24 protein-coding genes are annotated in these 20,058 nt (G+C 67.0%); 21 read left to right on the top strand and 3 right to left on the bottom strand.

Features of this window, described 5'->3' with window-relative positions; translation table 11 throughout:
• Positions 1-126: 126 nt before the first annotated feature.
• Positions 127-540 carry a DUF2147 domain-containing protein gene (locus tag FHR21_RS07560; protein ID WP_184096883.1) on the bottom strand — a complete coding sequence of 138 codons (414 nt, stop codon included), beginning with the start codon at positions 538-540 and terminating at the stop codon, positions 127-129.
• 100 nt (positions 541-640) lie between these two features.
• On the opposite strand from FHR21_RS07560, the gene FHR21_RS07555 reads away from it, so the two are divergent.
• The 16 genes from FHR21_RS07555 (at position 641) to FHR21_RS07480 (ending at position 13,580) form a co-directional block, all read left to right on the top strand.
• The gene (locus tag FHR21_RS07555) at positions 641-1,858 is read left to right on the top strand and encodes a parallel beta-helix domain-containing protein (RefSeq protein ID WP_184096881.1); all 1,218 of its coding nucleotides are present in this window, start codon (positions 641-643) and stop codon (positions 1,856-1,858) included.
• Complete coding sequence (locus FHR21_RS07550) at positions 1,855-2,880, top strand: SO2930 family diheme c-type cytochrome (protein WP_184096879.1); 1,026 nt, start codon at positions 1,855-1,857, stop codon at positions 2,878-2,880. The genes FHR21_RS07555 and FHR21_RS07550 overlap by 4 nt, the downstream gene beginning before the upstream one ends.
• Positions 2,881-3,039: 159 nt before the next feature.
• Positions 3,040-3,672 carry a maleylacetoacetate isomerase gene (gene maiA / locus FHR21_RS07545; RefSeq protein WP_184096877.1) on the top strand — a complete coding sequence of 211 codons (633 nt, stop codon included), beginning with the start codon at positions 3,040-3,042 and terminating at the stop codon, positions 3,670-3,672.
• A 73-nt stretch (positions 3,673-3,745) separates the two neighbouring features.
• Positions 3,746-4,192: a MarR family winged helix-turn-helix transcriptional regulator gene (locus FHR21_RS07540; protein WP_184096875.1), complete on the top strand. Its 447-nt coding sequence runs from the start codon at positions 3,746-3,748 to the stop codon at positions 4,190-4,192.
• Entirely contained in the window at positions 4,185-4,466 is a 282-nt protein-coding gene (locus FHR21_RS07535) for an HPr-rel-A system PqqD family peptide chaperone (RefSeq protein ID WP_184096873.1), read from the top strand. Before FHR21_RS07540 ends, FHR21_RS07535 begins: the two co-directional genes overlap by 8 nt.
• Positions 4,463-5,332 (top strand): HprK-related kinase A, encoded by an 870-nt coding sequence (locus FHR21_RS07530; protein ID WP_184096871.1) that lies wholly within the window; start codon positions 4,463-4,465, stop codon positions 5,330-5,332. Before FHR21_RS07535 ends, FHR21_RS07530 begins: the two co-directional genes overlap by 4 nt.
• Positions 5,329-6,339 (top strand): nucleotidyltransferase family protein, encoded by a 1,011-nt coding sequence (locus tag FHR21_RS07525; RefSeq protein WP_184096869.1) that lies wholly within the window; start codon positions 5,329-5,331, stop codon positions 6,337-6,339. The genes FHR21_RS07530 and FHR21_RS07525 overlap by 4 nt, the downstream gene beginning before the upstream one ends.
• Before the next feature lie 40 nt (positions 6,340-6,379).
• Positions 6,380-7,747 (top strand): bifunctional UDP-N-acetylglucosamine diphosphorylase/glucosamine-1-phosphate N-acetyltransferase GlmU, encoded by a 1,368-nt coding sequence (glmU, locus tag FHR21_RS07520; protein WP_184096867.1) that lies wholly within the window; start codon positions 6,380-6,382, stop codon positions 7,745-7,747.
• Positions 7,744-8,286, top strand: a complete 543-nt coding sequence (locus FHR21_RS07515) for a GNAT family N-acetyltransferase (RefSeq protein ID WP_184096865.1) — start codon at positions 7,744-7,746, stop codon at positions 8,284-8,286. The genes glmU and FHR21_RS07515 overlap by 4 nt, the downstream gene beginning before the upstream one ends.
• A gap of 1 nt (position 8,287) precedes the next feature.
• A complete protein-coding gene (locus tag FHR21_RS07510) occupies positions 8,288-8,602 on the top strand; it encodes a hypothetical protein (protein WP_184096863.1) in 315 nt (104 codons plus the stop codon).
• Between the two features lie 30 nt (positions 8,603-8,632).
• On the top strand, positions 8,633-8,995 hold the full coding sequence (locus FHR21_RS07505) for a ribbon-helix-helix domain-containing protein (RefSeq protein ID WP_184096861.1): 363 nt from the start codon (positions 8,633-8,635) through the stop codon (positions 8,993-8,995).
• Positions 8,992-9,372, top strand: a complete 381-nt coding sequence (locus FHR21_RS07500) for a PIN domain-containing protein (protein WP_184096859.1) — start codon at positions 8,992-8,994, stop codon at positions 9,370-9,372. Before FHR21_RS07505 ends, FHR21_RS07500 begins: the two co-directional genes overlap by 4 nt.
• Before the next feature lie 16 nt (positions 9,373-9,388).
• A complete protein-coding gene (gene glmS / locus FHR21_RS07495) occupies positions 9,389-11,212 on the top strand; it encodes a glutamine--fructose-6-phosphate transaminase (isomerizing) (protein ID WP_184096857.1) in 1,824 nt (607 codons plus the stop codon).
• Positions 11,209-11,868: an HAD-IA family hydrolase gene (locus FHR21_RS07490; RefSeq protein WP_184096855.1), complete on the top strand. Its 660-nt coding sequence runs from the start codon at positions 11,209-11,211 to the stop codon at positions 11,866-11,868. The genes glmS and FHR21_RS07490 overlap by 4 nt, the downstream gene beginning before the upstream one ends.
• A gap of 249 nt (positions 11,869-12,117) precedes the next feature.
• Complete coding sequence (locus tag FHR21_RS07485; RefSeq protein WP_184096853.1) at positions 12,118-12,987, top strand: dienelactone hydrolase family protein; 870 nt, start codon at positions 12,118-12,120, stop codon at positions 12,985-12,987.
• A gap of 20 nt (positions 12,988-13,007) precedes the next feature.
• Positions 13,008-13,580 carry a hypothetical protein gene (locus FHR21_RS07480; RefSeq protein WP_184096851.1) on the top strand — a complete coding sequence of 191 codons (573 nt, stop codon included), beginning with the start codon at positions 13,008-13,010 and terminating at the stop codon, positions 13,578-13,580.
• A gap of 1 nt (position 13,581) precedes the next feature.
• Here the strand turns inward: FHR21_RS07480 and FHR21_RS07475 are convergent, their stop codons facing one another.
• Both FHR21_RS07475 and FHR21_RS07470 read right to left on the bottom strand, forming a co-directional pair.
• Positions 13,582-14,601 (bottom strand): aldo/keto reductase, encoded by a 1,020-nt coding sequence (locus tag FHR21_RS07475; RefSeq protein ID WP_184096849.1) that lies wholly within the window; start codon positions 14,599-14,601, stop codon positions 13,582-13,584.
• A gap of 69 nt (positions 14,602-14,670) precedes the next feature.
• The gene (locus FHR21_RS07470) at positions 14,671-15,261 is read right to left on the bottom strand and encodes a LysE family translocator (protein WP_184096847.1); all 591 of its coding nucleotides are present in this window, start codon (positions 15,259-15,261) and stop codon (positions 14,671-14,673) included.
• Positions 15,262-15,334: 73 nt separating this feature from the next.
• Between FHR21_RS07470 and FHR21_RS07465 the strand changes: the two genes are divergently transcribed.
• The 5 genes from FHR21_RS07465 (at position 15,335) to hslO (ending at position 20,017) form a co-directional block, all read left to right on the top strand.
• The gene (locus FHR21_RS07465) at positions 15,335-15,787 is read left to right on the top strand and encodes an Lrp/AsnC family transcriptional regulator (protein WP_184096845.1); all 453 of its coding nucleotides are present in this window, start codon (positions 15,335-15,337) and stop codon (positions 15,785-15,787) included.
• Between the two features lie 76 nt (positions 15,788-15,863).
• On the top strand, positions 15,864-16,850 hold the full coding sequence (locus FHR21_RS07460; RefSeq protein WP_184096844.1) for an LLM class flavin-dependent oxidoreductase: 987 nt from the start codon (positions 15,864-15,866) through the stop codon (positions 16,848-16,850).
• Positions 16,851-16,960: 110 nt separating this feature from the next.
• Complete coding sequence (locus FHR21_RS07455; RefSeq protein WP_184096841.1) at positions 16,961-18,148, top strand: aspartate aminotransferase family protein; 1,188 nt, start codon at positions 16,961-16,963, stop codon at positions 18,146-18,148.
• A 28-nt stretch (positions 18,149-18,176) separates the two neighbouring features.
• Entirely contained in the window at positions 18,177-19,103 is a 927-nt protein-coding gene (gene argF, locus FHR21_RS07450) for an ornithine carbamoyltransferase (RefSeq protein ID WP_184097166.1), read from the top strand.
• Entirely contained in the window at positions 19,100-20,017 is a 918-nt protein-coding gene (gene hslO, locus FHR21_RS07445; RefSeq protein ID WP_184096839.1) for an Hsp33 family molecular chaperone HslO, read from the top strand. Before argF ends, hslO begins: the two co-directional genes overlap by 4 nt.
• The last annotated feature ends 41 nt before the right edge of the window (positions 20,018-20,058 follow it).

Below are 20,058 nucleotides of genomic sequence, written 5' to 3'. Positions count from 1 at the left end.
CAGCCCTGGCGGCCTGCAAATGGCGGCTTTCCGCGCTTCCGGTGCTCACGTGCCGTTAGCACGCTGCGCTCCGGGTCACGGAAAACCACCATTTTCGGCTCGCCATCTTCTGAATGTCGATCCGTCCTAGCTCACCCGCGTCCACGTCACCGTCCGGCAGAAGACGGCGACGCAACCTTTCATCGTCAGCTTGTTGCCTTTGGCGCGAAGATGCGCCCGGTAATAGCGCCCGTCCTCGGGGCTGTAGCCCTGACCGCGCCAGCCCGCCCCGTCGGCGATGAGGTCCCAGTAGATCCGAAGGCCGACGACCATGCGCCCGCGCTTGCTCTTGTCGGGATTGCGCTCGTCGCGCTGTCCCCCCGCGGGCTGGTCGATCAGCAGGCGGTGGATGCGGCCGCACAGCTTGGCGCCGCACGGCACGATGTCGACGATGCCCTTGCCGTCGTCGGTTTTCCAGCGACCGACGATCGACACCGGAGCCGCGGCGGCGGCGGCCGGAACCGCGAGCGCGACGAGCGCCACGAGATAGATGTGAAACATTGCGACCTCTCCCCCTGTTTTAGCTACACCGATGTCAGCAACATGGCTTGGCTTCCGCTCACTCTTGTCGCATGACACGGGCAAAACAAGGGAGAGAGATATGCGAGTCACCTATTTGCCGCGGGCAGCCCTGCTGTCCTTTGCCGTGCTCGCCGTCGCCGCGACGCCCGCCGCCGCGAAGACGATCAGCGTCAGCGCCGGTGCCCCCGACGCCAACGAGAAATTGCAGGAAGCGCTGATCCTCGCCGAGCCGGGCGACGTGGTCGAACTGGGCGCGGGAACATGGACGCTGACCGACGGGCTGTCGCTCGACGTCGACAATGTCACGGTGCGCGGCGCGGGGACGAAGGATGGCGCCGGCTCGATCCTCGATTTCGCGGGCCAGCAGGGCGCGGGCGAGGGGCTGCTTGTCACCTCGGACGACGTCTATCTCACCAACTTCGCGGTGCTCAACACGAAAGGCGACGGCATCAAGTCTAAGGGCGCCGACCGCATCGTCTATCACCAGCTTCGCGTCGAATGGACCGCGGGGCCGAAGGAAACCAACGGCGCCTATGGCATCTATCCGGTCGAGAGCAGCGACGTGTTGATCGACAGCGTCTATGTCCGCGGCGCGTCCGATGCGGGCATCTATGTCGGCCAGTCGAAGAATATCGTCGTGCGCGATTCGATCGCGATGGAGAATGTCGCGGGGATCGAGATCGAGAATTGCTACGACGCCGACGTGCACGACAATGTCGCGACGAAGAATAGCGGCGGCATATTGGTGTTCGACCTGCCCAGCCTGCCGCAGCAGGGCGGCCACAATGTCCGCGTCTTCGACAATATGGTGCATGACAACAGCACCCCGAATTTCGCGCCCAAGGGCAATATTGTCGCGAGCGTTCCGACCGGCACCGGGGTGCTGGTGATGGCGAACAGCCGGGTCGAGATCTTCGACAATATGCTGGCCGACAACGGCACCGCCAATGTGATGATCGTCGGCTATCGCTACCCCTATGACGACGCGAAGTATCAGCCGCTGCCCCGCGATATCGCGGTGTGGGACAATGAGCATGGCAAGGCGGGCTTCGCCCCGGCCTTTCCGGGCGGCGCCGAGATCGCGGCGGCGATGGGCGGCAGCATCCCGCCGGTGCTGTGGGACGGCGCGGGGAATGCGATCGTCAACGACGATGTCGGCGTGCTGTCGCTGAACCTGCCCGACGTGTCGACGCCGCAGAGCGAGGCGAAGCCGTCGCCCGCCGACCTGAAGGGCGAGGCACCGGCGCCGTTGCCCGGCATCACCCTGCCGGCGAGCATGGAGGCGCGGGTCCAGTGAAGCGTATCGCCGCAGCCTTCGCCGCGGCGCTGCTGTGCGCGAGCGGCGCGGTCGCGGTGCCCGAGCCGGGGCCGAACCAGGCGGTCATCGACGGCGCGGACATGCCGAAAAAACTGTCCGCCTTCGGAATTTTCCGCACCGGAACGAGCGAGCCGGTCGACGCGCTGCTGCCCTATACGCTGCACACGCCGCTGTTCAGCGACTATGCCGAAAAGCACCGGCTGATCTGGGTGCCGCCGGGACAGCAGGCGAGCACCGCGGCCGATGGTCACATCGACTTTCCGATCGGCAGCCTGATCGTGAAGAGTTTCGGCTGGCCCGAGCAGAATGGCGGTCGTCCGGTCGAGACGCGGCTGCTGATCCACCGCGCCGACGGCTGGACCGCGCTGCCCTATATCTGGGACGCCGACGGCAAGGATGCGACGCTGGCCCTTGCCGGGCGCCGGGTGCCGGTCAGCTTCAGGAGCCCCGACGGCGAAGCGCACAGCATCCGCTATGCGGTGCCGAACAAGAATCAGTGCAAGGAATGCCACAGCAAGGCGGGCGCGATCCTGCCTATCGGGCCCAAGGCGGCGAACATCGACTTCGGCACCGCGCTCAGCCGTCCCGACTTCGCGCGCTTTTTCGTCGAACCGCCGAAAGCGGCGGTGCCAATGCCGCGCTGGGACGATCCCGCGAGCGGCTCGCTCGAACAGCGGGCGCGGGCCTATCTCGATGTCAATTGCGCCCATTGCCACAACCCGCAGGGCAGCGCGTCGAACAGCGGGCTGTTCCTGCGCTGGACCGACCCCGTCGGCGTCAACTATGGCATCGGCAAGCGCCCGACCGCGGCCGGTCGCGGCAGCGGCGGGATGGATTTCGCGATTCTGCCCGGCGATCCCGACCACAGCTTCCTCATCTATCGCCTGGAAAGCCTCGAGGCCGGAATTGCGATGCCCGAGGTGGGGCGCTCGACGGTGCACAAGGAAGGCGCGGCGCTGCTGCGGGAGTGGATTGCCCGGATGCCGAAGGACGGGCATTAGGCGGCAACTGCGTATCGGCATATGTCGCCGCCCTCAAAACCGTTCGCCCTGAGCTTGTCGAAAGGCCGTTCTTTTTTGCGACGTCGAAGGAAGAACAGTGCTTCGACAAGCTCAGCACGAACGGGGATGGGGCGGTCTGGAATCAAGAGGCCCACTCAAATGACCACCCTCGTCCTCCACGATTATTTCCGCTCCTCGGCCAGCTATCGGGTCCGGATCGCGCTGAACCTGAAAGGGCTCGCTTACGAGCGCGTCGAGGTCAGCCTGATCGCGGGCGAGCAGAAGAGCGACGCCTATCTGGCGCAGAATGCGCAGGGTTTCGTGCCGATGCTCGTCGCCGACGGCGAAGCGATCATCCAGAGCCTTGCGATCATCGACTGGCTCGACCGCGCGCATCCCGAACCGCGGCTGATCCCCGACGATCCGATGCCGCGCGCGGTCGCGCTCGCGCAGGCGCATGTCGTCGCGTGCGACATCCATCCGCTCAACAATCTGCGCGTGCTCAAATATCTGAAGAAGGATCTGGACCTCAACGAGCAGACCCGGGACCGCTGGTATCGCCACTGGATCGTCGAAGGCTTCGACGCGCTCGAGGCGATGGCGGGCGAGGGGCGCTATCTGGGCGGCGACGCGCCGGGAATCGCCGACTGCTGCCTGGTGCCGCAGATGTACAACGCCCGCCGGTTCGACGTGCCGGTCGAGAATTTCCCGCGGCTGGTCGAAATCGACGCGGCGTGCAGGGAATTGGAGGCATTCCAGCGAGCGCACCCCGACGCCGTAAAGGCGGGGTAGGGCGCGCGGGCTTCTTCGTTCGGCTTTTCATTCCGGGTTTTCGGCGCGCGCATGCTGCGATAGGATGACGGCTATGGTCGCCAAGACGCTCAACCTCGATCAATTTCTTCCCTACCGGCTGTCGATCGCGTCCAATGCGCTGTCGGAGCGCATCGCCGCCGATTATCAGAACCGCTTCGGGCTCAAGATTCCCGAATGGCGGCTGATGGCGGTTCTCGGCGAGGGGGCGCCGAAGACGCAGCGCGAGCTGGTCGCCAAGACCCGGATGGACAAGGTGACGGTCAACCGCGCCGCCAAGGCGCTCGCCGACCGGCAGCTCATCCGGCGGCAGGCGCACGAAGCCGACGGGCGCTCGCACCATCTGGAACTGACCGAGACCGGCTGGTCGCTCTACGACGCGATCGTCCCCGCCGCGCTCTCGACCGAGGAACGGCTCGAATCGCATATCAGCGGCAAGGAACGGCAGGCGCTGATGGCGATCCTGGCGAAGCTGATCCACGCCGCCAAAGACTATGATTGATCCCGCCTATCGCGCCGCGCCGGCGGACGCGCTGCGGATCGAGCCGCTGGGCGAGCTGACCGCGATTTTCGACCGGCGCTCAATGCAGACGCATCTGGTGGTTCCGCCGGTGCCCGAGATGCTGGCGGCGATGGCGGAGGACGCGTGCGATGCAGCGGCGCTCGCGGTGCGGCTGGCCGAGCGTTTCGACCTGTCGGTCGAGGGCGACGCGCGCGCGGTGGTCGCGGCGCGGCTGCGCGAGCTGGCGGCCATGGGGCTGGTGGCGCCGACGTGAGACACGACACCCGCATCGCGGTCGGCCCCGTGCAGTTTCGGATCGGCAGCGACTGGGCGCGGCCGATTGCGGCGCTGAACCGGCTCTACGCGAGCTATCCTCAGGATCCGGAGCGTCCCGCCGATGCGACGGTGCGGCTGTTCGCGGCGCGGCCGTGGCGGCGCTGGCTGCGCCCCTCGGTGCAGATCGGCGGCGATTTCACGGTCCCCGACGCGCTGCCGCTGCCGCTGGCGATGGGCCTGCTCGCGGCCGAGATGGGGATGAATCTGCAGGTCGCGCTCGGCTGGCGGCGCCACCTGCTCCTCCACGCGAGCGCGGTGGAAAAGGACGGACGCGCCGTCATCCTGTCGGGTGTTTCGGGATCGGGAAAATCGACGCTGGCGGCGCTGCTCGGCGAGACCGGATGGCGGCTGATGAGCGACGAGTTCACCCTGATCGCGCCGGACAGCGGCGACGCGCTGGCCTTTCCGCGCGCGGTCAGCCTGAAGAATGAGGCGATCGCCGAAATGGCGGCGCGGGTCGACCCGGCGCGGCTTGGCCCACTGCTCGCCGGAACGCCCAAGGGCGATATCCGCCACCTGATCCCGCGCCCCGACGCCATCGCCGCGATGCACGACCCCGCGCGCCCGGCGCTGATCCTCTTCCCGCGCTTCGGCGGCGCGGCGGCGGCGGTCGAGCCGATGGGCGAGGGCGAAGCCTTCGTGCGGCTGACCGAGGCGTCGACAAATTACACCGCGCTCGGCGAGGCGGGTTTCGCGGCGCTGACGCGGCTGGTGCGCGAAACGCCGGCCTTCGCGCTTTCCTATCCTGACAGCGCGACCGGTCTGGCGCTCGTCGACCGGCTGTGGGCGGAGGCGGGGCGGTGAGCGCGGTCCGTGCCCTCGTCGACCTGCTCGCCGGGCGCCGCGACGCCGCCAGCCTCGCCCCGCGTGAATGGGACGGCGTGATCTCGGTCGCGCGGGCCGAGGCGCTGCTCGGCACGCTTTCGGTTCGGCTCGAGGGCGCGGCCTTGCCCGCGCCGGTCGCCGCGCTGTTCGCCGACCAGCGCGCGGCGGCCGAGATCGCGCAGCGCCAGGCGCTGTGGGAGGCGGAAATGGCGCGCCGCGCGCTTGCCGAGGACGCCGAGTTCGTGCTTCTCAAGGGCACCGCCTACGCCGCCGCGGGCCTGTCGTGCGCGCGGGGGCGGCAGATCGGCGACCTCGACATCCTCGTTCCCTGGCACGATATCGGCCGCGCCGAGAACGAACTGCTCGAAGGCGGGTGGGAATGGGTCAAGCCCGACCCCTATGACGACGCCTATTACCGCGACCATATGCACGAGCTGCCGCCGCTGATCCACAAGGCGCGGGATCGGATGATCGACGTCCACCACACGATTCTGCCGCGCACCCATCGCAAGACCCCCGATCCGCTCGCGCTCGTCGCCGACGCGGTGCCGACGACCAGCGGCTTCGCGGTACTCTGCCCCATCGACATGGCGTGCCACTGTGCCGCCCACATGCTCGCCGACGGCGATCTGCAGGGAGGCTTGCGCAACCTGTGGGATTTCCATTGTCTCGCGGGCGATTTCGTCGCGGCGGACGCGGGCTTCTGGGGCCGGCTCGACGCGCGCGCGGCGAAGCACGGGCTGCGGGTCGAGGTGCGCCGCGCGGCGCGGCTCGCGCGCGATCTTTACGGCACGACGCTGCCCTCCGGCTGGGACAGGCACGATCCCGGCGACCGCTGGTATCGCCGCCGCCTGCTCGCGCGCGACAATTGGGGCGGCGCGAGCGATTTCCTGCTTCAGCAGGCCTTCTATATCCGCTCGCACTGGCTGCGCATGCCGCCCGCGATGCTCGCGCGTCACCTGTGGACCAAGTGGCGCCGTCGCTGATTGCGATGGGCCGCTCTGGAATCCGCAACAATTTGCTGGCATGGCAGCGCGCATGAGCAACGCGATCGCCGCCGTCATCCTTGCCGCGGGCAAGGGCACCCGCATGAAATCCGACCTGCACAAGGTCCTGCACCCGATCGCCGGGCGGGCGATGCTGCTGCACTTGATGGACGGTTTTGCGGCGCTATCGCCCGCCGCGACGGTGGTCGTCGTCGGGGACAAGCGCGAACAGGTCGAGGCGGCGCTGGCCGGCACCGGCGCGGTGGTCGCGGTGCAGGAACCGCAACTCGGCACCGCTCATGCGGCCTTGCAGGCGAAGGCGGCGCTCGCCGGATTCGACGGCATCGTCCTTGTCTGCTTCGGCGACTGCCCGATGCTGACCGCCGACACGGTGCGCCGGCTGTGCGGCGCGCTCGAATCGGGCGCGCGTGTCGCGGTGCTCGGCTTTCGCCCCGCCGATGCCGCCGCCTATGGCCGCATTATCGCCGATACCGACGGCACGGTCCGCAAGATGGTCGAATATAAGGACGCGAGCGACGCCGAGCGCGCCGTCGATCTGTGCAATTCGGGCGTCATCGTCGCGGCGGCCGCCGACATGTGGCGCCTGCTCGAAGCGGTCGGCAACGACAATGCGCAGGGCGAATATTATCTTCCCGATGTCGCGACGGGCGCGATCGCGGAGCGCGCGCGCGTCGTCGTGATCGAAACCGATGCCGCCGAGGTGGCGGGCGTCAACAGCCGCGCCGAGCTCGCCGCGATGGAGGCCGAATGGCAGGCGCGGCGGCGGCAGGCCGCGATGGACGAGGGCGCCACGCTGATCGCCCCCGAAACCGTCTGGTTCGCCTGGGATACGCGGCTCGGCCGCGACGTGACGATCGAGCCCAACGTCTTTTTCGGCCCCGGCGTTTCGGTGGCCGACGGGGTCAGGATTCGGGCCCACTGCCATATCGAGGGCGCCGTCATCGGCGCGGGGTGCGAGGTCGGCCCCTATGCGCGGCTTCGTCCTGGCACCGTCCTGGGCGAGAAGGCGAAGATCGGCAATTTCGTCGAGACCAAGAAGGCCGAGATCGGCAAGGGCGCCAAGGCCAACCACCTGACCTATCTGGGCGACGTCAGCGTCGGTGCGGGGGCCAATATCGGCGCGGGCACGATCACCTGCAATTATGACGGATATTTCAAATATCGCACCGAAATCGGCGAGAATGCCTTCATCGGATCGAACAGCGCGCTGGTCGCGCCGGTGCGGATCGGCCGCGACGCGATCGTCGGCGCCGGCAGCGCGGTGACCCGCGACGTCGGCGATGGCGAATTGCGCCTCGTCCGCGGCGAGCAGCTCGTCAAGCCCGGCTGGGCCGACCGCTTCCACGATGCAATGCGCAAGAAGAAGGCGGATAAGCAGGCGACGTGACCGCCCCGACGCTCCCCACCGCGCGGCTGGTTCTGCGCCAGTTGCGGCTGGACGACGCCGAGGCGCTGTTTCCGGTGCTGTCCGACGCCGATCTGATGACCTGGTGGTCGAGCGGCCCGCACGCCTCGGTCGAGCAGACGCGCGACTATCTGCGTTTCAACGCCGCGACGGAGCAGGGGCATCTGTGCTGGGCGATCACCGAGGCGAGCGCCGACCGCGCGCTCGGCTGGGTGACCCTGATCGATCGGCGGCCCGGCGTGGCCGAGATCGGCTATATCCTGAATCGCGGCCACTGGGGCGGCGGGATCGCGCGCGAAGCGGTCGCCGCCGTCATCGATTTCGCCTTCGCCCGGCACGGCCTTCGGCGCGTCTATGCCGATACCGACCCCGACAATTGCGGATCGGTGGCGCTGCTCGAACGGCTGGGCTTTCAGCGGGAGGGGCGGCTGCGCGGCGAATGGGAAACGCATATCGGCGTGCGCGATTCGCTGATTTTCGGCCTGCTGCGCAGCGAATGGCCGGCACTGACGGAGAGATGATGTGAGCGACCGCTATGACGACAAGCCCTTCCTGCGCTATGTCGATGCCTGGGTGCTGAACGCGATCGGCGCACTCGACGAACCGACCCGCGCCTATTGCGTGGCGATGGAACCGCAGCTTCGCCAAAGTCTTGGCAAGACAGGAAGTTGGGACGCGATCGTGGCGCAGCAAATGAACTTTCCGCCCGAACTGCCCGAGCAGATCCGCCGCATCTGGGCCGACGGCCAGGCGAAGTTCGAACAGGCGAATGGCCGCCCGGCCGACCCGGTGCAGTTCGCGATGATCTTCGTCGACCGCAATTTCGGCCGTGCTTGACATGATATCATGATATGATATCAGTATATCATGACTCGCATCCTAGCCGACCTGCCCGATGAGGACATCAAGTGGCTCGACCAGCTCGCCGCCGAGCAGGGCAAGTCGCGCGCGGCCGTCCTGCGCGAGGCAGTGGCCGCCTATCGCCCGCAAGGTCCGCTCGACTGGATCGAGGCGGGTTTCGGCGCATGGGCGCGCCACGGCGTCGCTATCGATCCGCGCGACCATGATCGGCAGCGGAGCGCCGAATGGACGCGCCCGTGGGATGACGATTATGAAGAGGTTCGCGCCGAATCTCCCGAATATTTCACCGAAGAGGACGACCGCGAACGCGCGCATTATCTGGCGCTGACCAAAAAGGCGGCGGCCAAGCGCGACAAGCGTCGCGCATGAGCGGCTATAGCCTCGACGCCAATATCCTGATCGACGCGTTGCTGGATCATCGTCCCGCCTATCGCGAGATGACGCGTATTGCCGAGAGCGGTGCGCGCATGTGGATCAGCCGGATCGCCTGGATCGAGGCCCTGTCGAAGGGCGACGACGCGGCCGCGCGCGATATCCTGTCGTTCCTGTCGCGTTTCGGACTGGACGAGATCGACGACGAGATTGCGCATCGCGCCGCGGCGCTTCGCCGCGAACGGCCGCGATTGAAATCGCCCGACGCCATCATCCTCGCCACCGCCCAGATTCGCGGCCGCGTATTGGTGACGCGGAACACGAAGGATTTTCCGGCCTCCATGCCGGGCATCCGCATCCCCTATACATTGTAAGGAAAGCCGGCCAACCATGTGCGGAATCATCGGAATCATCGGCAAGGATCAGGTGGCGGATCGCCTCGTCGACGGGCTGCGCCGCATGGAATATCGCGGCTATGATTCGGCCGGGGTCTGCACGGTCAAGGACGGCGCGCTGGTCCGTCGCCGCGCCGAAGGGAAACTCGCCAATCTGGTCAAGGAACTCGCGGCCCATCCCGCGCCGGGCACGGTAGGTATCGCCCACACCCGCTGGGCGACGCACGGCGCGCCGACGACGAGCAACGCGCATCCGCACGCCACGGGCGAGGTTGCACTCGTGCACAACGGCATCATCGAGAATTTCAGGCCGCTGCGCGAGGCATTGATCGCGCGCGGCCGCCGCTTCGAAAGCGAAACCGATACCGAAGTGGTCGCGCACCTGATCTCCGAACAGGTGGAGGCCGGAAAATCCCCGCAGGAAGCCGTCGAGGCGGTGTTGCCGCAGCTTCGCGGTGCCTTTGCGCTCGCCATCGCCTTTCGCCAGCATCCCGATCTGCTGATCGGCGCCCGGCTCGGCTCGCCGCTCGTCGTCGGCTATGGTGAGGGCGAGACCTATCTCGGCTCCGACGCGCTCGCGCTCGCACCGCTGACGCAACGGATCGCCTACCTCGAAGAAGGCGACTGGGTCGTCATCACGCGCGATGGCGTGCGTATTTTCGACCGGGAAAACAAAGAGGTAGAGCGCGACGTTACGACTTCCGGCGTCACCGCCGCCGCAGTCGAAAAAGGGCCGTATCGCCATTTCATGCAAAAGGAGATCTTCGAGCAGCCGACAGTGGTCGCGCAGACGCTCTCCTCCTACATCCGCCCGCTCGAACAGACGGTGGCGCTGCCGCAGATGGATTTCGACCTCGACGGCATCGACCGCATCACCATCGTCGCCTGCGGTACCAGCTTCTACGCCGGCATGGTCGCCAAATATTGGTTCGAAACGTTCGCGCGCGTGCCGGTCGACATCGATGTCGCCTCCGAATTCCGCTATCGCGACCCGGTGCTGCAGCCGGGCGGGCTCGCGCTCTTCATCTCGCAGTCGGGCGAGACCGCCGACACGCTCGCGGCGCTGCGCCATTGCAAGGCGCAGGGACAGACGATCGCAGTCGTCGTCAATGTGCCGACCAGCAGCATGGCGCGCGAGGCCGACCTGCTGCTCCCGACCCATGCGGGTCCTGAGATCGGCGTCGCCTCGACCAAGGCTTTCACCTGTCAGCTCGCGGTGCTCGCCGCCCTCGCGGCGCACCTCGCGCTCCGCAAGGGCAAGCTCTCGGCGGCCGAGGAGCGCGAGATCGTCCGGCATCTGATCGAGGCGCCCGCCGCGCTCAACGCCGCGCTCGCGCATGACGAAGAGATTGCGGCGATGGCGCACCTTGTCGCCCCGGCGCGCGACGTCCTCTACCTCGGCCGCGGTCCCGACTATCCGCTCGCGCTCGAAGGTGCTCTAAAACTCAAGGAAATCAGCTATATACATGCCGAGGGCTATGCGTCGGGTGAAATGAAGCACGGCCCGATCGCGCTGATCGACGAAGCGGTGCCGGTGATCGTGCTCGCGCCCAGCGGCCCGCTGTTCGAAAAGACGGTCAGTAACATGCAGGAGGTGATGGCCCGCGGCGGCAAGATCGTCCTCATCTCCGACGCCGAGGGGCTCGCCGAAGCAGGCGAGGGCAGCATGGCGACGATCGAGATGCCCCGCGTCCACCCGCTGATCGCCCCGCTCGTCTATGCGGTGCCGGTGCAACTCCTCGCCTATCACGTCGCGGTCGCGAAGGGCACCGACGTGGACCAGCCGCGCAACCTGGCGAAGTCGGTGACGGTGGAGTGACCCCCGCCGCGATCATCTTCGATTTCGACGGCGTCATCGCCGACAGCGAGGTGCGCGCCAATCGGTCGCTGGCCGAGAGCCTGACCGCGATCGGCATGGCGGCCAGCTATGACGAATGCCTGCGCGACTATTACGGCCATAATTGGCAGGAGACGCAGCGGCGGATCGAGGCACGCTTCGGGCGGCCGCTGCCCGCCGATTTCCGCGAGCGCCACCGCGAACGCGCACGGGCGCGCTTCATGGATGGGTTCGACGCGGTGCCGGGCGCCGCCGATTTTCTCGCCGGCCTCGGCACGATGCGGCGCGCGATCGCCTCGTCGAGCCGCGCCGAATATATCGGCTGGGCGCTGGATCGCTTCGGTCTCGCGCATCATTTCGCAGACCATGTCTACAGCGCCGACGGCTGGGAACGCGGCAAGCCGCACCCCGACATCTATCTCGCCGCCGCCGAGGGACTGGGCGTCGATCCGGCCGCCTGCCTCGCGATCGAGGATTCGCCGACCGGCGCCCGCGCGGCGCTCGCTGCCGGGATGACGGTGATCGGCTTCTGCGGCGCCGGCCACATCGTCGACCGTGCCGCCCACGGCGCCTTGCTGCGCGAGGTCGGGGTCCATCATGTGGCCCATGGTTTCGACGAGATTAACGTTGCTGCCTGACCCCGGCGAAAAACCGCTGTCCTACAAAGCCACGGTCGGTTAGCCTGCACTTCGCAGACGTCGGCATGATCGGGAAAATAGGAAATCGCGTGTGAAGTTGCGCAGTTTTCCGCGCTTTTTCGCGTTGCCGTAAAAATGGCTCGCTCGCCCGCAGCGCCGCTGTACAACCGGCGGCGATCGCATGGATTCACGAGTGAAGTTGCACGCTTTTCCGCTCTTTTCGAAAAGCGAGTGCGAAGGAGAGATGCAATGTGCGACGATATTACCGAAGCCGATCTCGACCGCGCCGGCCTGCCGGTGCGGCGCCGCGAATTCGGGGCGCTGGTCGGGGCCGGGGCGATCGCGTCGATGCTCCCCGCCTCGGCCTGCGCGGCGGAAGGCGTGCAGGGACGCGATGTGGAGATCGCCACGGCCGACGGTACCTGCGACGCCTATTTCACCGCGCCCGGCGAGGGCAAGCATCCCGGCGTGTTGATGTGGCCCGACATTCGCGGCCTGCGCCCCGCCTTCCGCCAGATGGCCGACCGGCTGGCGGGGGAGGGGTATGCCGTGCTGTGCGTCAATCCCTTCTATCGCTGGGCGAAATCGCCGGTGGTCTATGCTGGCCATGATTTCGACGACCCGGGCGTGCGCGACACGCTGTTCGGCTATCTGAAGCGGCTCGACCGGGCGACGGTCACGACCGACGCCAAGGCGCATCTCGCCTTCCTCGACGCGCAGAAGGAAGTCGACACCGCGAAGGGCGTCGGCACCGCCGGTTATTGCATGGGCGGCCCGATGGTCATCTATACCGCCGCGCTCAATCCCGAGCGGGTCAAGGCGGCGGCGAGCTTCCATGGCGCGAGCGTCGGGACCGACAAGCCCGACAGCCCGCACCTGCTGATCCCCGAGACCAAAGCGGGTTACCTGTTCGCGATCGCCGACAATGACGATCAGCAGAACCCCGAGGAAAAGACCCGGCTGAAGGCGGTGCTCGATCCGCGCCCCGAATGGCACGAGGTCGAGGTCTACAAGGGGGCACTCCACGGCTGGTGCCCGCCCGACGGCCGCGCCTATAACGAGGCGGCGGCCGAAAAGGCGTGGGGACGCATGCTCGTGCTGTTCAAGGCGGCGCTCTGACGCTGCCGCCCTTCGATGCGATGAAGGTGCATTTCATCCGGTCGGGCGAGCGCCGCTACAGCGTGCGGGTCGAGCGCGCCGATGCGCCGACGCTGGTCATGGACCCTGCGCCGGGCTTCGACCGCGATCTGCCGCACGATCTGGTGCATTTCGTTGTTGAGGGCGTACTCGGGCTGAAGGCCGGCGTGTTCGGGCAGATCGCCGCGGGTGGCGATGCCGGCGGCTTTCGCGTCGACGCGGCGGAAGGCGTCAGGGACGCGAAGGACCATCGCCGAACGGTGCGCAAACAGGCCGCCAAAGGGCAGAGGCTGGTGAAGGCACAGGGCCGCGAGGGCGAACTCTCGGAACTCGCTGCCTTCCTGTTCGACATCGAATGGCGCCGCCGCTTGCGTCCCGACAGCGCGGCGCAGCAGGCGGCGCTGGGCGAGGCCGGGCGGGTGCGCCGATCGCTGAGTTCCGACGAGCGGGCGCGCTTCGACGCCGCCGCGCCGCGGGTGTTCGAAGTATTCGACGCGCTGTCGGCGGCGTGGCGGGCGCTCCGGGTCGGCGAGGCGCTGGTGCTCGAATGGCCGACGCTGGAGCGGTCCCGCTAGCTCATCCCATCGGATAGAGGATATCCTTGCCCACCTGGTTCAGTGCCTTCATCACATCGTCCGTCAGTTCGAGATCGATGGCATCGAGGATCGGATCGAGCTGGTCGTCGGCGCTGACCCCGACGATGGTGGAGGCGACGAAGTCGTGCTGTTTCGACCAGGCGGTCGCCATCGTCACCGGATGCAGTCCCGCTTCGGCGGCAATCGTCAGATAGCGCTCGGTCGCGGCGAGCGACTTGTCGTTGACGAAACGGCGCCCCATCGCCGCCTGCCGCTGTCCCTCCATTGCCAGATAGCGCGAAAAGCGCGCACCCTCGGGCCGGGCGCCGCCCTGATATTTGCCCGACAGCACTCCGCCGGCGAGCGGCGAATAGGGGATCAGGCTGACGCCCTCCTGCCGGCATACCTGCGCCAGTTCGTCCGCGAAACGGCGGTTGTTGAGGCTGAAATTATTCTGGATCGTCTCGTAGCGCGCCAGCCCCAGCCGCTCGGATGCGCCGAGCGCCTTCATCAAACCCCAGCTTGTCTCGTTCGAACAACCGAGAATGCGGACCTTGCCCTCGCACACCAGTTCGTCCAGCGCCTCCATCATCGCATCGTAAGGCGCGTCAGGATCGGGCCAGTGGGTCTGATAGAGGTCGATATAATCGATCTGCAGCCGCGTCAGGCTGCCCTCGACCGCGGCGCGGATATGGTGGCGGTCGAGCGCGGTCGTGCCGCCGCGGCACGGCGACTTGAACCAGACGTGGCTCGGCCCCGACACCTTGGTCGCGAGGATGATCGCGTCGCGCGGCTTCGTCTTCATCCAGCGGCCGACGATCTCCTCGGTCCGGCCGACCCATTGGATGTCGGGCGGCACCGGATAGCCCTCGGCGGTGTCGTAGAAATTGATTCCGGCCTCGAAGCAGCGGTCGAGGACGCGGAACGCCGTCGCCTCGTCGGCCTGGCTGCCGAAGGTCATCGTGCCCATGCAGATATCGGTGACGGTGATGGCGCTGCGGCCGAGGCGGCGGGTCTTCATGGATATGGACTCTCTTGTTGCCGGAGGGGAGAGAGCGCCGTGCATAAGGACCGCATCCGGCCCTTGCAATCAGATCAGCAGCGCCAGCGATCCGACAAGCAGCGCCGCCATCGTCCAGTTGAAGGCGCGAAGCCGCGCCGCGCTCGACAGCCAGCCGCGCAGCGCCTGTCCCATCACCGCCCACAGGCCGGTCGAGGGCAGGTTGATGACGCCGAACACCGCGGCGACCAGCGCGACCGCGGCGAGATTGCGGTCGGGGGCATAGAGCGCCATCGCGGTCAACGCCATCGACCAGGCCTTGGGATTCACCCATTGGAACAGCATCGCCTGGACGAAGCTCATCGGCTTGCCCCGCGCGCCGCCCCCGGTTTCGGGCGCCGCGGCGTTGGCGATCTTCCACGCCAGCCACAGGAGATAGACGACGCTCACGACCTTCAGGATCAGGTTCAGGGCGGGAAAGAGGTCGAACAATTCCATCAGCCCGACGCCGACGAGCACGATCATCAGCGTGAAGCCGATGCCGACGCCGAGCGCATGCGGCACGGTGCGGCGCAGGCCGAAATTGGCGCCTGACGCCATCAGCATCATATTGTTCGGCCCCGGCGTGATCGAGGTGGCGAACGCGAAGGCGGAAAGCGCCGCAAGGGTGGTCTGTTCCATGCGCGCAATATAATTCGATATGGGAGACAAATGATTGCAAAGTTGGCTGACGTGATGGTAATATATGCAATCTATGAACGAAACTGATGCCATTGGCCGCAAGATATTGCGCGAACTGTCGCGCGAGGGGCGAATCTCCAATCTCGAGCTGGCCGAGCGCGTCGGCCTGTCACCCTCGGCCTGCCTGCGCCGGGTGCAGGAACTCGAGCGAAGCGGGGTGATCCGGGGCTATCGGGCGCGGATCGACCCGGCGCGGGTCGGGACCGGCTTCATCGCCTATGTCGCAGTCGGCCTGTCGCGCCATACCAAGGACGCGCAGTCCGGGTTCGAGGCGGCAATGGCCGAAGCGCCCGAGGTGCGTGAGTGCCACAATGTCACCGGTTCGATCGAATATCTGCTGCGCGTCGAGGCGGCCGACCTTGCCGCCTACAAGCATTTTCATACCGAGGTGCTGGGCGTGCTGCCGCAGGTCAATGCGCTCACCACCTATGTGCTGATGGATTCGCCGAAGGACGAGCGGGCATAGTTTGCAAACCCCTCCTCTGAAGAGGAGGAGCTTTCGCGCCTTGAACCTCGCGCACCCCCACCGCATATCGGCCCGCATGCTGAAACTCTCCTTCCTCGACCTCGTCCCCGTCACCGACAGCGGGACGATCGCGCAATCGCTCGCCAACGCGGCCGACCTCGCGCGCCATGCCGAGGCGCTGGGCTATCATCGCTATTGGGTGGCCGAACATCACGGCATGGCGGGAATCGCGAGCGCCGCGACGGCGGTCGTGCTCGCGCATATCGGCCATGCGACGTCCACGATGCGGATCGGCGCGGGCGGGATCATGCTGCCCAACCACGCGCCGATGGTGATCGCCGAACAGTTCGGCACGCTCGAGGCGCTGTTTCCGGGGCGCATCGACCTTGGGCTCGGGCGCGCGCCGGGATCGGACCAGCGCGTCGCGCAGGCGCTGCGCCGGACGCTGGCGAGCGATGAGCGGCAGTTCCCGCAGGACGTGGTCGAATTGCAGGCCTTCCTTGCCGGCGACGAGCGGCTCGGCATCCGCGCGGTGCCGGGCGAGGGGAGCCATGTGCCATTGTGGATATTGGGATCGAGCCTGTTCGGCGCGCAGCTCGCCGCGGCGCTGGGCCTGCCCTATGCCTTTGCCAGTCATTTTGCGCCCGACGCGCTCGACGAGGCGCTCGACATCTATCGCCGCCAGTTCAAGCCGTCGGAGCAGCTTTCCGAACCCTATGCCGCCGCGGCGTTCAACGTCTTCGCCGCCGACACGCGCGAAGAGGCCGAACGGCTCGCCTCGTCGCAGCAGCAGGCGTTCGTCGCGCTGCGCACCGGCAATCCGGGCAAGATGAAGCCGCCGGTCGCCGGCTACAAGGACAGCCTGCCGCCCAACGCGCGCGCGATCCTCGATCATGTGCTGCAATGCTCGGCGGTCGGTACCGTCGACGATGTCGCCGCGGGCCTCAAGGCCTTCGTTGCCCGTACCGGGGCCGACGAGGTGATCGTCGCTTCGTCGATGTACGACCATGGCGCACGCAAGCGCTCGGTCGCGCTGGCGATGGAGGCCGCGAAATCGCTTTAGACCCCTGTGTTGACGCGGCTCTCGCCGCGGCAGTATAGGAGCGGCCCGAACAAGGGCGGCCCGCTTTGGGGTCGCCTTTTTCCTTTGGTTCCTTGGAAAGGTGCTGTGCCATGTCGATCACGCCGCTGATGCCCGTCTATCCCCGGTGCGGGGTGCGTCCGGTTCGCGGTGAGGGCGCGTATCTGATCGGCGATCGCGGCAAGCGCTATCTGGATTTCGCGAGCGGCATCGCGGTCAATCTGCTCGGCCACGGCCATCCGCATCTGACCAAGGCGATCCAGGAGCAGGCGGCGACGCTGATCCATGTGTCGAACCTTTATGGCAGCCCGCAGGGCGAGGCCTTCGCGGCGCGGCTCGTCGAGAACACCTTTGCCGACACGGTCTTCTTCACCAATTCGGGCGCCGAGGCGGTCGAATGCGCGATCAAGACCGCGCGCGCCTATCATTCCAGCGCGGGCAATGCCGAGAAGCATGTTCTGATTACCTTCAACAATGCCTTCCACGGCCGCACGCTCGGCACGATTTCGGCGACCAATCAGGAGAAGCTGCGCAAGGGCTTCGATCCGCTGCTGCCCGGCTTTGCCTATGCGCCCTTCGACGACATCAATGCCGCGCTCGACCTGGTCGACGACAACACCGCCGGTTTCCTGGTCGAGCCGGTGCAGGGCGAGGGCGGTATCCGTCCGGCGTCGCAGCCCTTCCTGCAGGCGCTGCGCGATATCTGCGACAAGCGCGACCTGATGCTGATCTTCGACGAAGTCCAGTGCGGCGTCGCGCGCACCGGCACCCTCTATGCCCATGAGCAATATGGCCTGACACCCGACATCATGGCGAGCGCGAAGGGGATCGGCGGCGGCTTCCCGCTCGGCGCGTGCCTCGCGACCGAAAAGGCGGCGCGCGGCATGGTGTTCGGTACCCATGGTTCGACCTATGGTGGCAATCCGCTCGCGATGGCGGCGGGGCAGGCGGTGTTCGACGTGATCCTGGAAGAGGGCTTCCTCGATCAGGTGAAGGCGACCGGCGACCGGTTGCGCGGCGCGCTCGAACAACTGATCCCGAACCACGACCATCTGTTCGACAGCGTGCGCGGCATGGGGCTGATGCTCGGCATCAAGCTCAAGAGCGAAAGCCGTGCGTTCGTCGCGCATCTGCGCGACAATCACGGGCTGTTGACGGTGGCCGCGGGCGACAATGTCGTGCGCATCCTGCCGCCGCTCAATATCGAACAGAGCCATATCGACGAATGCATCGAGAAATTGTCGGCGGGCGCGGCGAGCTATACGCCGCCCGAGTCCTGATGTTTTCCGTTCCTGTAGAACGGAGGGGCTGATGCGGCATTTCCTGAACCTGTCCGACGCCGGCGGCGATGCCGTCGCCGCGATGCTGGCCGACGCGATCGATCGCAAGGCAGCGCGCGCGGGCTGGCCGAAGGGCAAGGCCGACGCCGATGCGCCGCTCGCGGGGCATGTACTCGCGATGATCTTCGAAAAGCAGTCGACGCGCACCCGCGCTTCGTTCGACATCGCGATCCGTCAGCTCGGCGGCACGTCGATCGTGATGGATGCCGGAACGACCCAGCTCGGCCGCGGCGAGACGATCGCCGATACCGCGCGCGTCATGTCGCGCTATGCCGATGCGATCATGATCCGCACCGACGACCATGCCAAGGTGGAGGAGATGGCCGCCCATGCCTCGGTCTCGATCATCAACGGCCTGACCGACCTGTCGCATCCGTGCCAGATCGTTGCCGACCTGCTGACGCTCGTCGAGCATGGCAAGGCGTTGCCCGGACTCGAACTCGCCTGGCTCGGCGACGGCAACAATGTCCTTGCCTCGCTGATCGAGGCGGCCGGCCTGTTCGGCTTCAACGTTCGCGCCGGCGTCCCGCAGGGTTATGAACCCGACGCGACGTTCGTCGAGGCGGCGCGCGCAAGGGGCGCGCGGATCGACATCGTGCGCGACGCGCGCGCGGCGGCCGCGAACGCCGATGTCGTCGTCACCGACACCTGGGTCTCGATGGGGCAGGACCATGCCCACAACAAGCTGGCGGCGATGGCGCCCTACCAGATCGACGAACGGCTGATGGGCGAAGCGAAGGGCGACGCGCTGTTCCTTCATTGCCTGCCCGCGCACCGCGGCGAGGAAGTGGTCGACGCGGTGATCGACGGCCCGCGCTCGCGCGTCTGGGACGAGGCCGAGAACCGCGTTCATGCGCAGAAGTCGATCCTGCTCTGGGCGCTGGAGAAATTGTGAGCGAGACGATCGAGACCTGGTTCGACCAGCCCCTGCTGTTCACCATCGCCGAACGGCATGTGCGGGGACGTTTGGTGCGGCTGGGGCCGGTGCTGAACAGCATCATGGCGGCGCATAGCTATCCGCCGACGGCAGAGAAGCTGCTTGCCGAGGCGCTGGTGCTCACCGTGCTGCTCGGCTCGACGCTCAAGGACCCGGAAAGCCAGTTGACGCTGCAGGCGCAGACCGGCGGCGGGCCGGTCGAACTGCTCGTCTGCGACTACAGGGGCGGCGAACTGCGCGGCTATCTGCGGTTCGATGCCGAGCGCCTAGCCGAGGTCGGGACCGATCCGACCCTCTTCGCCCTGTTCGGCGAGGGATTCCTGGCGATCACCTTCGACCAGGCGGCAAGCGGCGAGCGCTATCAGGGCATCGTGCCGCTCGAGGGCGCATCGATCGGCGATGCCGCCGAGCATTATTTCGGGCAATCGGAGCAGATCCCGAGCCTGATCCGGCTCGCGGCGCGTCACGATGCCGAGGCGGGGTGCGTCGCGGGCGGGCTGCTGCTTCAGCATCTGCCGGAAGGGGAGGTCGGACGCGACCGGCTGCACGTCCGGCACGATCATCCCGAATGGGCGCATGCGCGGACCATCGCCGAAACGCTCAAGCCGGAGGAACTCACCGATCCCGCGACCTCGCTCGAAACGCTGGCCTGGCGCCTGTTTCACGAGGAAGAGGAGGTGCGTATCGAGCCGGGCCTCGCCGTGTCGCGCGGCTGCCGCTGCAGCCTCGATTATTTTGCCGGCGTGCTCTCTAAATTCCCCGAAGTGGAACGGCGCGAGATGGCTGACGAAAGCGGAACGATCGAGGTCGATTGCGCCTTCTGCTCGCGCCTGTTTCCGATCCCCTTGGACGAGATAGCCAGCCACGACTGACCGGTGCGTTTCGCGATGAAACGGGGATGAGCCGCCAAGCG

The sequence above is a fragment of the Sphingopyxis panaciterrulae genome (assembly GCF_014199295.1).
In the GTDB taxonomy this organism is placed as follows: Bacteria; Pseudomonadota; Alphaproteobacteria; order Sphingomonadales; family Sphingomonadaceae; genus Sphingopyxis; species Sphingopyxis panaciterrulae.
This window is presented reverse-complemented; position numbering and strand designations above follow the sequence as displayed.

Bases quoted from the DNA above. Each gene is read 5' to 3' on its own strand.
- FHR21_RS07560 (WP_184096883.1), bottom strand. From the start codon at position 540: ATGTTTCACATCTATCTCGTGGCGCTCGTCGCGCTCGCGGTTCCGGCC.
- FHR21_RS07555 (WP_184096881.1), top strand. From the start codon at position 641: ATGCGAGTCACCTATTTGCCGCGGGCAGCCCTGCTGTCCTTTGCCGTG.
- maiA (WP_184096877.1), top strand. From the start codon at position 3,040: ATGACCACCCTCGTCCTCCACGATTATTTCCGCTCCTCGGCCAGCTAT.
- FHR21_RS07540 (WP_184096875.1), top strand. From the start codon at position 3,746: ATGGTCGCCAAGACGCTCAACCTCGATCAATTTCTTCCCTACCGGCTG.
- FHR21_RS07535 (WP_184096873.1), top strand. From the start codon at position 4,185: ATGATTGATCCCGCCTATCGCGCCGCGCCGGCGGACGCGCTGCGGATC.
- glmU (WP_184096867.1), top strand. From the start codon at position 6,380: ATGGCAGCGCGCATGAGCAACGCGATCGCCGCCGTCATCCTTGCCGCG.
- FHR21_RS07505 (WP_184096861.1), top strand. From the start codon at position 8,633: ATGACTCGCATCCTAGCCGACCTGCCCGATGAGGACATCAAGTGGCTC.
- FHR21_RS07500 (WP_184096859.1), top strand. From the start codon at position 8,992: ATGAGCGGCTATAGCCTCGACGCCAATATCCTGATCGACGCGTTGCTG.
- glmS (WP_184096857.1), top strand. From the start codon at position 9,389: ATGTGCGGAATCATCGGAATCATCGGCAAGGATCAGGTGGCGGATCGC.
- FHR21_RS07485 (WP_184096853.1), top strand. From the start codon at position 12,118: ATGTGCGACGATATTACCGAAGCCGATCTCGACCGCGCCGGCCTGCCG.
- FHR21_RS07480 (WP_184096851.1), top strand. From the start codon at position 13,008: ATGAAGGTGCATTTCATCCGGTCGGGCGAGCGCCGCTACAGCGTGCGG.
- FHR21_RS07475 (WP_184096849.1), bottom strand. From the start codon at position 14,601: ATGAAGACCCGCCGCCTCGGCCGCAGCGCCATCACCGTCACCGATATC.
- FHR21_RS07470 (WP_184096847.1), bottom strand. From the start codon at position 15,261: ATGGAACAGACCACCCTTGCGGCGCTTTCCGCCTTCGCGTTCGCCACC.
- FHR21_RS07465 (WP_184096845.1), top strand. From the start codon at position 15,335: ATGAACGAAACTGATGCCATTGGCCGCAAGATATTGCGCGAACTGTCG.
- FHR21_RS07460 (WP_184096844.1), top strand. From the start codon at position 15,864: ATGCTGAAACTCTCCTTCCTCGACCTCGTCCCCGTCACCGACAGCGGG.
- FHR21_RS07455 (WP_184096841.1), top strand. From the start codon at position 16,961: ATGTCGATCACGCCGCTGATGCCCGTCTATCCCCGGTGCGGGGTGCGT.